Below are 14795 nucleotides of genomic sequence, written 5' to 3'. Positions count from 1 at the left end.
AAAGCTATCTTTGTACCAGAAATAAAAATTAATTTGGCTTATATTCTGCAATTTTAACTTTTAAATTATTATTCTTTTCATCTACAGCATATACTTTTATATTACTAGTTTCCGGAATACCGTTAGAATAATTAAAATAATGAAATGATATACTTCGTTTCCCCTCGTAGTCATATAAGGCATCAGATCGTATATCCGATAATTTACCATTTACTTCTAGTTGATAACGAACTTTAGGAATTGAGATATTGGAAAAAGAAACACTATATATATAGTTTCCATCGATTCCCCAGTGACTAAATAGATGGATACCGAGTTTTGAGTGCATTTCAAAATGCATACCAGATTTTAGTTTGACATCAAAGATCGAATTAACGCCTTGATTCGTCATTTCTCTTTCCGTTGATTGATCTACAATTAGATTCGTTATATCTTTGGATACTTCGTTGTCACCTATATACAGTTTGCCATTTTTTTCGACAGCCCCATGACTTATTTTTAATGCCTCTTTAAATGTCATTTCTGGTACAGTCTTCTCTACAGGTGTAGTTCCACGTGCTGCGACGTTACGTTTAGTGACCTCTCCTGTTGCTGCAGTAAAGACAATTTCTGCTGTATTGGCTTTAATTTTAGATATGACATTTGTCCATTCTATGTTACTTTCGTAATCTTGTCCTTGTGTATCAATCAATACTACCTTTGACTCTATTCCGTTGGTTTCTAATTTTAACATATCATTCTTTTGGAGACGACTTACATTACCTTGATCTAAAAACATAGAATCACCAAAATGGGTTGGTTTATCAAATGCCAACGGTGGTTTTGATTTGTCAGGATAGGTATTACCTCGTAATACATCTAATCCCTTATGAGTTTCTCCAACTAACGAGCTAATTAAGGAAATCGCATCTAAATCAATCAAACTAAAATAACCTAAATCTCGTATACATAGGTCTTGTAAGTCAACGGTATGTTGAACTTCTTTTCCATAATTCACATCATTTTGTTTGCCAGGTCCCACTTCAACATGTAAAAACTGTCCACTTAGCAAATCATATTCTAGTTGTATTTTTACACCAGAAGCCTTCCCACTTCCTCCGGATCCAGGATAGGACGCTGCAAGTTGATCCGAGACTTGCAACGTGGTAGCATCTAGAATACGACGAAAGTATGCTGAAAAAGAAGAAGGAAGAGGCATCGTAGATAACAATTGCTTTTGTAATAACCGTAAGAAACATTCTACCTAGAAAAAGCCTTGTTGTATAAACAAGACTTTTTCACACAATCATATATCTGCCATCCTTTGAAACACATAAATTGGCCGTATCAATTCTCACGTGACATTTCCCAAACCATCGCTTGACTTCTGATTGCAATTTCTAGTTTGCCTCTTCTAAAGAACGTGCTGGAATGATTGCCGATTGTAATTCTCTTTCCTTGCCACCATACATCACTGAAAAATCAATTTCATACCGATGTATCATGGTGCCCTCACTTCTCTTCTTTTGAAATCGCTCTGTACACTCGTACGAAGGATAAATACCAATACATAACCAAATATATGCAATATCTTCTGGAAATTTGTCCATCCTCCTCTTATTTCTTCAAAAATCTATATGAACCTCCTAACAAGATAAAATGAAGTTCATGTTGTATCTAATTACCTTTTTCTAAACGGTAATCATGAAACCCTTTGAAAGGATCTCCTGGGTTCATAAATTTTAACAGTAGTTACCATATCATTTGTTAATGGAGAATTTATTTTTAATTATTTTAAAATTTAGTGAAAACGATATAGACACTTATTAAATCCAATAAATTCAGACACTAACGTTGTTTTATTAACTTTATTATCCTATCTATTAATTACATATTTTTACATAAAATACATAAATCTACCTTTACTTTAAATTCCATAAAAAATATAATCTTCTATGTAATTCCATTTTTTGGTCGGAATATCCTTAGCGATAAACAATTGAAAGGTTAAACGAAAATTATTTAGTCTATATATTTAATGAGATGAAATAAAAAACAGATCTTTATAAGGAGAGGTACATATATGAACGATATTTTAAATTTATTTCCAAGTGATGATGGAAATAAGAAAAAACAAAAACTATTTTTAGAATCTATACAGAAAATAGTTGAAAATCTTGGGCATTTAAAAAATGAAAACCAAGTAACTTTAGGACATATTGAGGAGAAATCAAAAGAATACTACAATGACTTAATTCACAAAAGTCATATACCCAAAATAGGAATTACTATGCCTGATGTTATTGAAGAACTAAACCAGTTTATGAATGGACATCCTTATCCAAATAAATATTATTTGTCTAATGCTGTACCACTTCCAAGTATTCCATCATTATTAGGTACCATTACTATGACACTTTTGAATGGTAATGGTGTTTGGGATGTATATGGCCCTGCAGCAACAGAAGCGGAAGTAAAAGTTGTATCTATGCTTTCGAAACTGATTGGCTATAATCCACATAATAGCGGTGGTTATACAACATGGGGTGGACAAGGATGTGTATTTTCGAGCTTACGCTTAGCTATTTCTAAACAATTTCCGCTTGCAAAGGAACAAGGGGTTCCTCAAAATGTATATTGTTTTGCTTCTGAAAATGCGCATTATAGTTTATTAAAATCTGCTGAGGCAACAGGCATTGGTACCAATCACCTAATTAAAGTGAAAGCGGATCCTTATACAAATTCTATGGATATAGAAGATTTAGAAAATAAAATAATAGAAGTTATTGAAAATGGAGGTATCCCCCTTTATATTCTAGCTACTATGGGAGCAACAGATACATTTGCAATTGATAATATCAAGAAAATCAAAGAGATTTCTGAACTAATACAAGATGAATATAAGTTAAACCCTATTTATATTCACGCTGATTCTGCAATGGGAGGATTCTATAGTTTCTTTAATAATTATGAATTTGAACAGAATCCACTCTTATTTGAGCCTACTGTGAAAGATGCATTACAACAAATACAAGAAAAAATACAGCACATGCATCTTGCAGATAGCGTATGCTTTGATTTTCATAAACTAGGACAAACACCTTATGCTTCAAGTATTTGGATTATTAAAAATCATACCGATCTGCAAATTATGGACGTGGAACAAAATGACACACCTTATCTCGGTAACAGATCGTATGGTAGTTATCATACAGGCTATACATTAGAGTGTTCACGTTCTGGTAGCGCTATTCCAATGTATATAAATTTATTAGCATTTGGAATCGAAGGTTTCCAAACATTATTAGCAAATTATGTACGTGTAAATCTGTTATTTAGAGAGAAGTTGAGCAAGGCTCTCCCTCAAGTAGCAGTAACGAATGATTTTACGTATGGTCCAATTACAACATTTCGTTTCTATATGAATGGAAATGGTCAAGAGAATTGGAAAAAAGAAAAAACAGGCACAAGAACGCAAGAAGATATTGAGGACACAAATAAGTTGAATATGGAAATATTTAATCACCTAGGAAAGAATCGAGATCAAATATTTTTAGGTGATACAACTCGTTCTTGTTTAATGAATGTAATAAATGGAAGTGAGAGGATACCGATTTCTACCATTAAGTTCTTTTCTATCTCACCATATACAACAGTTGAATGTTTAGATGAGATTGTCGCATTTCTTAAAAAACATGTTTTTATTGCTACTAATCAATTCTATTCATATGCTTAATAATCTCATTTGTTATCGATTTAATATCTAAATTTGACTTTGTTTTTCTTCAAGTAATATCGCTAATAGCTTTGCATAGATTCTTAATTTAAACTTACTTTTTATTTACTATCTATTATGAAAAGAGGACAAATATATGAACATAGAAATCTTAAAGACACACCATGTCAAAGATGCAGCTAGCTTGATCGCACATTCTTTTGTGAATAGTGAACCTCTTGTGAGCGGTTTGCAAATTCCTTTTACTCCTTTTCACAAAATGTGTGAAGAAATGATAAAGCAAGCTGTTTCGCAATCCATGTCATTTGTAGCAATGGAAAATTTTCAAATGATAGGCGTTCTTTTAGTAAGGAAAGTAACTCAGCCACTAATAGATAAAGAAAGAGCAATCCGAATATGTCCTCAGATGGATCCAATTTTCCAACTACTAGATGCATTAGAAACAGATTCGATAGAATTCTCCCGTCTGGATAAAGAAAAATTGGTCTACCTAGATATGGGAGCTTGCCACCCAGATAGGATGGGAAACGGAGTAGTCACTGCTCTTATTTCAAACGCAATGCAAGAAATAGCTAAGAGAAATTTTGATTTAATTGCTGCTTGTACAAATAAAGTTTCTCAGCAAATTCTTAAAAGAAAACATACACCTTTTGAAATTAACGAAATAGTATATAGTAATTTCCCTTATAAAGAAACGTATCCTTTTATAAACATAAAAACTTCTTTAACAGCTCAATTACTATATATACCTCAATCACAATTAATAATTAAAGCTATTTAAACTTTTTGAGACACTCACATAGTTCAAGGTTCGACAATATATTTGGTTCTGGTACATAAATCTTATAGTTTTTGCACCAGAACCAAAAAATCAAACCCTTCGAACAGATCTCCTTGGTTCAGAACTCTTAACAGCAGTTACCATATCATATATCTTAGTATTTAGGAACTTCTAATATACTCTTTTTCTTCCCATCATATACTATAGCTGTTTTTGCTTTTATATTCTCATTGTTATATGTAAAATCTTGGTTTGAGAAATTTACAATCACTTTCATGTTTTTTCCGAATGTCGTACTTTGAACTTGCCGATCTTCAGACAACACTTCAAAATTAGTCATTGGTTTTGTTACGGCTTTCTCATGAAATGGAGACCATACTTTTAAATAAGAGGTAATGATGGATTTACTTTTCTCCCATTCATTTTTATCAATATGATATAAAGGTGGTACATTATACAACATTTCAGATAACATTCTATTTCCTATCTCATCCTTAATTCTAAAACTTCCCCATGCCCATTGGTGAGTAGTAATAATTGAATCATTATATACAAGTTTATATAACGGAATTGAATATACAGGATTATTATAAATATTTTTATAAATAGGTTTGATTGGTATGGTTTTGGCATTCGTTTCTGGAATAGCACCATCTGGTGAAGTGGATTTATATCCGCCTACATAATATGGGCTCTGTTTATCTTTCATATCAGAGTCGGGCCAAATCCCAGGCGTTTCTATTCCATGCGCAAAGGCAATTATATTACTAGCAAAGTCATTTCCACCTTCTGATCCAACTACCATATGTTTTTCTTCGCTAATATATTTCATTCTTTGCAGTCTTGCTTTTAGATCTTGTTCCTGAGTTGTAATGTGATTTGGAGAATAATCATCATAAATTTCGCCTGTAGCATCACAATCGACAAACCAAGAATTAAACGGTATATTATTTTGTAAAATATCACCTACACGTTCTTGCACACTAGGTAAGGATAAAGTTGGATTTAACTTTCTTCCTTTTCCTAAGAATCCCCCTATTTTTTTTCCTTTTTCATTCGATATTGTGGCATTTTCATATAAAGTTTTATCTTTAAAAGAAGCAGTATTCCAATCTCTATTTCCCACTTCATGAATCGAGTGATATGAATCATAAGGGCCGATTAAATACCCCATTCTATTTGCTTCTTCTACCATTTTGGGATTCATTAATCCATTAGCCCAATTAGGTAAACCTATCCATGCTTTTTTAACATTCGATTTCTTCATATCAACTAAAACATCTGTTGTTTCTTTCTGTTCCCATCTACTTACTTCATCCACTGCCTCTGTTAACTTACTCTTAATTAATCCTTTGTTCAGTGTATATAGTTCTTGTTCACTTAAGTTTTGGATTCCTTTTTTCAATAATTCATTTATTCCAGCATCCGGATTATTAAAAATATCTTTATTATAAAGTTGTTCTAATTTTAATACCTGATTTATCGCATTAACTATTACTTTTTGCTGGCTTTTATCGATAGCTTTTTGATTCTTTATATCTTGCATAACAGTTTCAAAATCTTTTGAGCCATCTTCCGTATTTTCTCGTAACAACTGTGCAATCCAATTTGTAAATGGCTCATCCATTTTTTGTATAAATTTATCCCACTTGATATTTTCTACTGAAATCCCACTGTGGTCCCAAAAATAAATATGAGGAGCACCATATAATTTTTTAATGTTCGGATTTGTTTTTGCTTTTTCTTCTAGTGTCTTAAATTCTCCCTGTTCTTTTATATAATTTTTATAAATATTTGCCATCGAGACAGGGTTTTTATCAGTTAGATATAATCTGAATCCATATTCTTTATTCTTATTAATAGAAGGATATTGATGTGTAAAACTAAACTGTATATCGGAATCAGCAGCGAAATGAATATTATCATTATACATATTGTCAGCTATATACATAATGGAATATTTAGATTTATTCAATGCAAAGAATCTCATAGAAAAACTTTCTATGAATGACATGTCTTTATCTTTTAAATATTCTTTCCAGCTTGGGTCATTGCTAGGTATATTTTTTCCTTCCCATAATGGTAACGTATAGCTGTCCGCACTTACTTTAGGCCATGTAAATTCATTAGCTCCTTCAGACTTAGTAGATTTTAACTTAATATTTAAATAAGACTCTTTCTTTTCAATCTTCACATCTATTTGGTCATCTGGATAACTCCATGATATACAATCATCTTTTTTTATTAGATTTGTTATTTTTTTCTTCGGTAGTGGTAAGGAAGCACTTTCTCTTACACCATCTTTTTCCACAAAAATTTCACCCGTTTCAGGATTCACATCAAAAGTGAACTTTTTGTATTGAGAAACCACGTTTTGTCCCTTTGTTGTAAAATCCTTTTGTTGCGCATAACTCAAGGATGGCAATGTAAGACATATTGAACTCATCAAGATCGGAATAACTAGCTTTTTCATTTTTTTATTCATATTTATAAACCTCCTTATTTTTATTTCTATGATACAAATACATTGTGACAGGAATGTGACAAAATGGTGAGTGGCTCAAAAAAGAACGAATTCTTGCCGTGCCCCATTAAAACTTCTTAAGTCGATGGATATGAAGATCCTTCCTTATTCCTTAATTTGAAAAATCTTACTTGGATTCAAAATATTTTTCGGATCAAGAGTTTGTTTTATATTTTTCATCACAAGAAGTGCTGCTCCGTGCTCTTTTTCTTGATATTTCCGTTTACCAATCCCAACGCCGTGTTCACCTGTACACGTGCCGCCGCGCTCAAGAGCGTACATCACAATTTTTTCATTTGCCGCTTCTGTTTGATGCACGTCCTCTTTATCATTTGGGTCCACCATTAATAGAACGTGAAAGTTCCCATCACCGACATGTCCGAGGATTCCCCCAACAATTCCCATAGCGTCTAAAATCTCTTTTGCATACTGTATTGCATTTGCTAACTCTGAAATTGGTACACAGACATCCATACTCATCAATTTTTTCCCTGGTTGGCTGTGGACATAAGCATATGCTAAATTATGTCTTGCTTCCCATAATTTATTTCTTGCTGCTGTTTCTGTTTCAAATTCAATATTTTTACATTTGTAATCCTCGGCAATCTCTTTTGTAAATGCAACATCTTGTTTTAGTCCTGCTTCATTCCCATGAAACTCTAAAAACAATGTTGGTTCTTCCCTGTAATTCGTTTCACTGTATTTGTTAACTTGCTTCATTGAAAGTTCATCAACAAGCTCAATTCTCGCAATGGGAATACCAGCTTGTAAAATAGCAATTACAGCTTCTACCGCGTTATTTACTGACGGAAAAGATGCTCTTGCGGCCATCGTATACTCTGGTATCCCGTATACTCTTACTGTTAATTCCGTAAAGCAACCAAGCGTTCCTTCCGATCCCACAAAAATACCGTTTAAATGATAGCCAGAGGATGACTTTGCAGCTAAAGTCCCTGTATGTATAATTGTTCCATCTGCAAGTACTACTTCTAAATCCCGAACTTGATCACGCATCACACCATACTTTACGGAAGTCGTTCCGCTTGCATTCGTAGCAGCCATCCCCCCTAATGTAGCGTCTGCTCCTGGATCTACACTAAAAAATAATCCATACTTTTTTAATTCTTTATTAAGCTGTGAACGCGTTACTCCAGGCTGCACTTTAACGAGAAAATCTTTTTCTCTTACTTCTAACACTTTATTCATAAATGAGAAATCTATTGTAATCCCGTTTTCATATGGAATGACATGCCCCTCCAAACTTGACCCTACTCCAAATGGAACAACTGGTACTTGGTACTTGTTTGCCAGTTTCATTATTTCACTGACCTCTTTTGTCGTTGTTGGAAATACAACAACATCAGGTAGACTGCTATGATGATAAGATTCATCCCTACTGTGTAACTCTCTTACCGTTTCATTTACTACTACTTGCGACTCAAGAAGTATCTCTTTTAAGGAATGTATTAATTTTACAGTTTCGACTTTCATTTTATTCTCTCCCACCATTCTGTTCCAAATTTCATATACAATTTAAGCTCTTTTTATAACGGTTTATCTGATGAACTATTTTTTATATAATAATCCGAAAAACAAAATAATTCAAACAACTATCAAAAGCATGCTATTTTATTTAACTTCGAATCATATACTTTCAAAGATTTCTCTTTCCTTTTCATTGTGTTAATATTATAAATATTACAACTGAAAGGGGCCTATTCATAATGAACGTTCATTTAGTAAACCCTACACTGAATTTACAAACAGAATATCTAGAATTCTACCAAGAATGGAAAAATAGTGGTGAAACATTGATTCCTTGGGTTATTGCAAAAGACCCTTCAAATTTCCCAGACATGGTTCAGGACCTACTGGATGCAGCAGAAGGCAAAAATCTCCCTGAAGGCTGGGTACCCGACTCTACTTATTGGCTTGTGACGGAAGATAACGAAATTGTTGGTGCTGTAAATATTCGACACCGTTTAACGGAGCATTTATTTCATGCTGGTGGACATATCGGCTATGGCATTCGCCCTACCGCGAGACAGAAAGGATATGCTACAAAATTATTAGCTTTAGCATTAGAAAAAATAAAAGAATTTGGTGTGATAAAAGTGCTTGTCGTTTGCGATGAAAAAAATACCGCTTCCGAAAAAACAATTTTACATAACGGCGGTCTACGTGATAACGATTTTATCGAAGACGGTGGTAATGTTGTAAGAAGATATTGGATTGAGCTGTAAACATCTAATATATTAAGGAAACAGGAGGAATCTACATGTCTACATTAGCAACCAAATTAGAACAAACAATTCAAACTGCTTCTCAAAAAATGATACTTCTTTCTGATATGGACATAAAACTTAGTCCGGCAAAATGGTCTAAAAAAGAAATATTAGGCCACCTTTGCGATTCCGGCACAGTAAATCATAACCGCTTTGTTAATATTCTCACTTCAAAAGAATCTATTATACTTTCTGGCTATGACCAGGATTTGTGGGTGTATGCACATAATTATCAACACTCATTTTCAACAAACGAAATAATAAAGCTATGGGAAGCACTTAACACACAAATTATAAAATTACTAAACAACGTAAAAAATGAACAGTGGCAGCTTACATGTAAGTTAGAAGACAAACAAGAAGTAACGTTAGAATGGCTTGTTATCGATTATATTGATCATATGAACCATCACCTTGATCAAATATTCACAAAACACAAAAAATAAGGAAGAAAGCCCACGTTCCGCTCTCCTCCTTATTTTTTATTACTAAAAAACTTATCATCCTTCTATTTCAAACTGCACCGTAATTCCACTTGGATCCAGCACTGTAAATCCATTTACTACTTCTATCAATTCATGATCTTTTTCTATAAGTCTCCTTTTCACTTCATCTAATGCCTCCTTATGTGGCAAAATAATTGTATATACTTTTAATCCAGTTGCATGTGCTGGTGGATGTGGATTATTTACTCCATTCCATGTATTCGCACCAATGTGGTGATGATATCCGCCTGCTGAAATGAAAAGGCAATCCTCTTCACGTTGCTGCACTTCAAACCCTACTGTTTCCACATAAAATTCATGTGACTTTTCAACATCTGCTATACGTAAATGCACATGCCCCACTACCGTTTCTGCCGGCAAACCGTTAAAGTCGTAATCAACGAGTGTCGCTAGTTCTTTTAAGTCTAATGGTGTACTTCCGCCTGGTCCTTCTCCCCATCGGTCACGCGGACGGTCTGCATAAATCTCAATGCCATTCCCCTCTAAATCTTGTAAGTAAAAGGCTTCGCTATATGTATGATCACTCGCACTGTTAAAGCGTGAGATCGGCAAAATTTCATTTGAATATGTATACCGTCCCTCTTGCTCAATTGGGCTATCAATTACTTTCTTATTACGAATGACACCAAATAATGCAGACGCGAAATCTTTACGAGTCGGAACTAGAAAAGCAACGTGATATATTCCTGTTGTGCGTGGCTCTTGTAAAGTCGCGTTATCTAATTGTTCAAGTACCAATAACGTCTTTGTTCCACCTTTTCCAGCTAAATACGCTTTATTATTTTCTTTTCTTATTACCTCTAAACCAACTACACTTTCATAAAAAGCAATTTGACGCGCTAAATCTTTCACTTTAAATTCTACATGCCCAATGCGTGTTTCCGGATGAATTTGTACCATAATCATTTCTCCCCTTATTCCTTTAATTATTTATATAAGCTGACAGAGTCATTTCTCCGCTTCGCGAATACACTTTAGTTTTGTTTTTTTGTAGCATCAATCTTTAACCATTTTTTCGAGATTTCACTTAATGTACCATCTTGCTCTAATTCTTTTAAAGCTTTATTAATATCTTCTAACTTTTTGTTATTTTTAGCAAACGGGAAAGCAATTTCTCCCCATTTAAGCGGACCAAATCCAACTTTCACGTTATCTAATTTTGCTTTTGTAATTGTTGTTTCTACTTGAACTTTGTCATTGTAATATGCATCTACACGTCCAAGCCCCACTTCATTTAATTCCGCAGTCGGATCTTCTGAAAATGTTTTAATCGTAAAAGCATTGTCTTTATTTAATGCTTTCAATTCTTGTTCTCCAGCTGTCCCAAGCCCAACACCTACCGTCTTCCCTTTTAAATCTTCTAACGATTTGATCGTTTTATTATCCTTCTTCACTGCAAAGACGGATCCGGAATACACATACGGAACTGAAAAATTATATTTCTTTTTACGCTCTGCTGAAACTGATAGTTCATTTGCAATCGTATCTATACGCCCTGAATCCAATAATCCAAATAATCCTTCAAAGTCAGATACATTCCATTCTACTTTGTAGCCAGCCCTTTTTGCCGCTGCTTCAATGATATCAGCATCAAAACCTTTTACTTTTTCTCCATCTTTAAAAATGAAAGGGCTACGGCTAGCAGAAGTTCCAACTTTAACAATCTTCTCATTTGACTCTTTATTTGACACATTCGATGCGCCACACGCCGATAAAATACCAACTGTTAACGTTAATGCTATTGTAAGTAATACTGGTGATTTTTTCACAACTTCTCCTCCTAAATAACGAAATGATTCCCTTCTTCTGAAGCATCTATTTGTCTTAAAAACTTTTTGGTACGCTCATGCTGCGGATTTCGAAAGATTTCTTCTGGTGTACCTTGTTCTATGACAATACCATCCGCCATAAAAACGATTCGATCTGCTACATCTTTTGCAAAGTTCATTTCATGTGTAACAATAACCATCGTAATGTGCTGTTCTACTAAATTCTTAATCACTTGCAGTACTTCATTTACTAACTCTGGATCGAGCGCTGAAGTTGGTTCATCAAATAACAACACGGCAGGATTTAATGCCAGTGCACGAGCAATCCCAACTCTTTGCTGCTGACCACCAGATAACATTGCCGGATAGAACGCTTCTTTTTCTGCTAAACCAACTTGTTCTAGTAGTTTTCGTGCGATACTTTTCGCATCTTCTTCACTTTTTTTCTTTACTACAGTTAATGGTGTTGTAATATTTTGCAATACTGTCTTATTTTTAAATAAATTATAATTTTGAAAAACCATTGCCGTTTTTTGACGTAATTGCAACATTTCTTTTTTTTGGATCCTCTTCGTATGAACCTCTAAATCTTCAATTCTAATACTCCCATCATTCGGCTGTTCTAATAAATTTAAACATCGTAAAAATGTCGATTTTCCTGAACCAGAGGGCCCAATAATGACTACTACTTCTCCTTTTTTTACATGAAGCGAAATCCCCTTCAACACCTCATTATTGTTATAGGATTTATGCAATCCTTTCACTTCAATCAAATAGCTCACCTCTTTCTTATTACAAGTACGGTGCGTCAAGCCTTTTCTCTAACTTTTGTTGCATCCAACTAACTACAATCGTTATAATCCAATATACTATCGCAACAGCTAAATAGCTTTCCATATATCGATATGATTGTGCCGCTAACATTTTCGCTTGTGCTAAAATCTCAGCAACCCCTAATGCAAAAGATAACGAAGATTCTTTTAGTAGCCCAACAAAATTATTTCCTAATGCTGGAACTGCCACACGTATAGCTTGCGGAAAAATAATTTTCTGCATCGCTTGCGCTTTTGTCATCCCAACGGATAAACAAGCGTCCATCTGCCCAGACTCCACAGCATGCAATGAACCGCGAATAATTTCAGACAAATATGCTGCGTTATTTAAACTCAAGCCAATTAATGTTGCTTGTATTGCCGTAAGTACTGTAAAGGATGGGAATATTTGTGGAAAACCAAAATACAGCACAAACAATTGAACTAATAATGGGGTTCCGCGAAAAAATGATATATACACTCTTGCAATTGGATATAAAATTTTCGTTTTGTTTTTCGTAATGATCGCTAAAAAAATACCAATCACAAACGATATAACCATTGAAACAACAGTAATTCCTAAAGTTATGTATACATATTTAAATAATTGCGGAAAACTTTCAAAAAAATACGCTACGTCAAATGTCACTCTACTTCCCTCCTTTCTATACAAAAAAGTTCTTCTTACATACATAAGAAGAACTGAATTACCATTCATTTCTTCCTATCTTTCAAACGATCCATCCGTTTGCTGGAATTAGCACAGTACTCAATAGTCTGTTGCTGAGATATCATCGGGCCAGTCCCTCCATCTCTCTTGATAAGAAATTAAATAAAATTTTCCATTATTTAGTTGTTATTATGAAGGATACAACCAAAAGTATTAAATGTCAATAAGAAAACTAGGGATTATATTTCTTTCAACCAACAAAATATATATAAATCCAATTTGATTTTCTAACAGATACATTATGGTTATGAAGAACAAACAGAGACCTTCACTCGTTTTCCCCTTCTGTTTTCACATGGAGTAGGGCTAAAAAAGGCACTGACCGCTTCTATCCATGGCCGGATCCTTTCATCCATCTGAAAAGAATGGTTTAATGTTCGTTTTTTAATTTGGATTTATATATATGACTTTATACGAAAAGAGTGTCAATCCTTCTTGGATCAACACCCCGATACTAAGCTAATTTCTAACATCTTACATACTTACGTTTGAAACCAAGCCTTCCCCTATCAATTTCTTTATCAATACTTTCGTGAGCATTTAGGAAACTACTTTTTTTCTTATCCCGTTGGATTTCTACTATACCTACTTCCTTTGCGGTCTCGACTGCCTTTTCATGTAGCGGCAAATATGAAACCCCCACGGTGTATAGAAAATTATTCATAGCGGATTTCGTTCGTTCTGGTGAATCGTGAATCTTATGTTTCACAATTTCAAGCATATTGGAAATCTTGCTTTCGGAAAATTCATTGTCTAGGCGATTCCCTAAAAGCCAGCAGTAGCAGCTCCAGCCCGCTGACATTCTCAGCTCGTCACCGCTTGCAATCCATTTATCAGCAATGTCTTGTGCAAAATCTGACTCTGATAGCGTTACTGCCACTACATAATCGGACAGCATATAAAAATACGCCCCATCCATCCAACGATCAAAATCCGACTCACTCATAGCTTTTGGATTTGCAATAATGCCTGCAAAGTACATTGCATCGTAGTTACCTGTAGCATAAAGCTCTTCAGCTAAACATTGATTTATTTTTATTTTCTTTGCGATTGGTTTCATAGCACCTGTAGCTACACCAAAAAGCGGCTCTTCTGCACCATTGGATATGTATATTTTTTTAGTTCTTTCCTTACCGAGGGCTTCAAGCTCCTGCATAACTGTTTCGAAATCCATAGTTTTGCACTTCCTCCTTACTATATTAAGACTCTTTTGATTGTAACCAACTAGTTTCTATTCTTTATCAAGTCTTCCATACTTCGCAATTTTACCATTAGTCTTATTCAAGTATGCTACCCGTCAGCTTAAGTATTACTTTTCGCAAATAATGTTTAATCAGGGTGTCTACTGTCTATCATTCCTCAATCGATCTTTCACAGATGTTCTTTTTCCTTTCGACATAAAAACCCCTCGTTAGATAATCATATCCAAAGGGGCAACGCTTCGCAACTTTATGTCAAATCTACATTTGTCTCAATTCATCCTATAAACAACTTGACGAAATGAACATTAGTTTACATTATAAAACTAATTTCATATAGAAAGAAGAACTGCACTGAAAAATTAGACAGAAAAAATTATCATTCACACGCCTATAGAACACATTTCTCCATGTCATTTTTACAATATAATTCATTTGTCTTCTTTATTTTTCTTTCGATTGATATCTTTTAAT

General features: G+C 34.1%; 12 protein-coding genes, 2 pseudogenes and 1 riboswitch. Of the genes and pseudogenes, 4 read left to right on the top strand and 10 right to left on the bottom strand.

The features are described from left to right. Window positions 1–28: 28 nt before the first annotated feature. The 3 genes and pseudogenes from ACX5JI_RS06245 to ACX5JI_RS06235 all read right to left on the bottom strand — a co-directional run bounded on the left by ACX5JI_RS06245 (window position 29) and on the right by ACX5JI_RS06235 (window position 1484). Window positions 29–922: a hypothetical protein gene (locus tag ACX5JI_RS06245; RefSeq protein WP_459500292.1), complete on the bottom strand. Its 894-nt coding sequence runs from the start codon at window positions 920–922 to the stop codon at window positions 29–31. Further along, window positions 902–1234: pseudogene (locus ACX5JI_RS06240) on the bottom strand (transposase); the annotation flags it as partial. The pseudogene ACX5JI_RS06240 and the gene ACX5JI_RS06245, both read right to left, overlap by 21 nt. A 43-nt stretch (window positions 1235–1277) precedes the next feature. Further along, window positions 1278–1484: pseudogene (locus ACX5JI_RS06235) on the bottom strand (hypothetical protein). A 578-nt stretch (window positions 1485–2062) separates the two neighbouring features. Here ACX5JI_RS06235 and ACX5JI_RS06230 point away from each other — a divergent pair. Then, window positions 2063–3715, top strand: coding sequence for a pyridoxal phosphate-dependent decarboxylase family protein (locus ACX5JI_RS06230; protein ID WP_459500194.1), 1653 nt, complete (start codon window positions 2063–2065; stop codon window positions 3713–3715). Between the two features lie 136 nt (window positions 3716–3851). Then, a complete protein-coding gene (locus ACX5JI_RS06225; RefSeq protein WP_459500193.1) occupies window positions 3852–4496 on the top strand; it encodes a hypothetical protein in 645 nt (214 codons plus the stop codon). A gap of 154 nt (window positions 4497–4650) precedes the next feature. On the opposite strand, the gene ACX5JI_RS06220 is transcribed toward ACX5JI_RS06225, so the two are convergent. Both ACX5JI_RS06220 and ACX5JI_RS06215 read right to left on the bottom strand, forming a co-directional pair. Beyond that, window positions 4651–6981 carry a glycoside hydrolase gene (locus ACX5JI_RS06220; protein ID WP_459500192.1) on the bottom strand — a complete coding sequence of 777 codons (2331 nt, stop codon included), beginning with the start codon at window positions 6979–6981 and terminating at the stop codon, window positions 4651–4653. Between the two features lie 144 nt (window positions 6982–7125). Continuing rightward, entirely contained in the window at window positions 7126–8511 is a 1386-nt protein-coding gene (locus tag ACX5JI_RS06215) for an FAD-binding oxidoreductase (protein WP_459500191.1), read from the bottom strand. A gap of 233 nt (window positions 8512–8744) precedes the next feature. On the opposite strand from ACX5JI_RS06215, the gene ACX5JI_RS06210 reads away from it, so the two are divergent. Continuing rightward, on the top strand, window positions 8745–9263 hold the full coding sequence (locus ACX5JI_RS06210; RefSeq protein ID WP_459500190.1) for a GNAT family N-acetyltransferase: 519 nt from the start codon (window positions 8745–8747) through the stop codon (window positions 9261–9263). A 35-nt stretch (window positions 9264–9298) separates the two neighbouring features. Next, entirely contained in the window at window positions 9299–9751 is a 453-nt protein-coding gene (locus tag ACX5JI_RS06205) for a DinB family protein (RefSeq protein WP_459500189.1), read from the top strand. A 54-nt stretch (window positions 9752–9805) separates the two neighbouring features. On the opposite strand, the gene ACX5JI_RS06200 is transcribed toward ACX5JI_RS06205, so the two are convergent. The 5 genes from ACX5JI_RS06200 to ACX5JI_RS06180 all read right to left on the bottom strand — a co-directional run bounded on the left by ACX5JI_RS06200 (window position 9806) and on the right by ACX5JI_RS06180 (window position 14296). Further along, window positions 9806–10711 (bottom strand): VOC family protein, encoded by a 906-nt coding sequence (locus ACX5JI_RS06200; protein WP_459500188.1) that lies wholly within the window; start codon window positions 10709–10711, stop codon window positions 9806–9808. 74 nt (window positions 10712–10785) lie between these two features. Then, on the bottom strand, window positions 10786–11580 hold the full coding sequence (locus ACX5JI_RS06195; RefSeq protein ID WP_459500187.1) for an amino acid ABC transporter substrate-binding protein: 795 nt from the start codon (window positions 11578–11580) through the stop codon (window positions 10786–10788). Window positions 11581–11591: 11 nt separating this feature from the next. Beyond that, window positions 11592–12353, bottom strand: a complete 762-nt coding sequence (locus tag ACX5JI_RS06190) for an amino acid ABC transporter ATP-binding protein (protein ID WP_459500186.1) — start codon at window positions 12351–12353, stop codon at window positions 11592–11594. Between the two features lie 19 nt (window positions 12354–12372). Beyond that, window positions 12373–13041 (bottom strand): amino acid ABC transporter permease, encoded by a 669-nt coding sequence (locus tag ACX5JI_RS06185; RefSeq protein ID WP_459500185.1) that lies wholly within the window; start codon window positions 13039–13041, stop codon window positions 12373–12375. Window positions 13042–13113: 72 nt separating this feature from the next. Beyond that, window positions 13114–13219, bottom strand: a riboswitch (SAM riboswitch). A gap of 369 nt (window positions 13220–13588) precedes the next feature. After that, window positions 13589–14296 (bottom strand): DNA alkylation repair protein, encoded by a 708-nt coding sequence (locus ACX5JI_RS06180; protein ID WP_459500184.1) that lies wholly within the window; start codon window positions 14294–14296, stop codon window positions 13589–13591. Between the last annotated feature and the right edge of the window lie 499 nt (window positions 14297–14795).

The organism is Bacillus sp. C1 (assembly GCF_054570475.1).
This window is presented reverse-complemented; position numbering and strand designations above follow the sequence as displayed.

Excerpts from the sequence above, each read along its gene's own strand:
- ACX5JI_RS06225 (WP_459500193.1), top strand. The coding sequence starts at position 3,852 with ATGAACATAGAAATCTTAAAGACACACCATGTCAAAGATGCAGCTAGC.
- ACX5JI_RS06180 (WP_459500184.1), bottom strand. The coding sequence starts at position 14,296 with ATGGATTTCGAAACAGTTATGCAGGAGCTTGAAGCCCTCGGTAAGGAA.
- ACX5JI_RS06210 (WP_459500190.1), top strand. The coding sequence starts at position 8,745 with ATGAACGTTCATTTAGTAAACCCTACACTGAATTTACAAACAGAATAT.
- ACX5JI_RS06200 (WP_459500188.1), bottom strand. The coding sequence starts at position 10,711 with ATGGTACAAATTCATCCGGAAACACGCATTGGGCATGTAGAATTTAAA.
- ACX5JI_RS06230 (WP_459500194.1), top strand. The coding sequence starts at position 2,063 with ATGAACGATATTTTAAATTTATTTCCAAGTGATGATGGAAATAAGAAA.
- ACX5JI_RS06205 (WP_459500189.1), top strand. The coding sequence starts at position 9,299 with ATGTCTACATTAGCAACCAAATTAGAACAAACAATTCAAACTGCTTCT.
- ACX5JI_RS06220 (WP_459500192.1), bottom strand. The coding sequence starts at position 6,981 with ATGAATAAAAAAATGAAAAAGCTAGTTATTCCGATCTTGATGAGTTCA.
- ACX5JI_RS06215 (WP_459500191.1), bottom strand. The coding sequence starts at position 8,511 with ATGAAAGTCGAAACTGTAAAATTAATACATTCCTTAAAAGAGATACTT.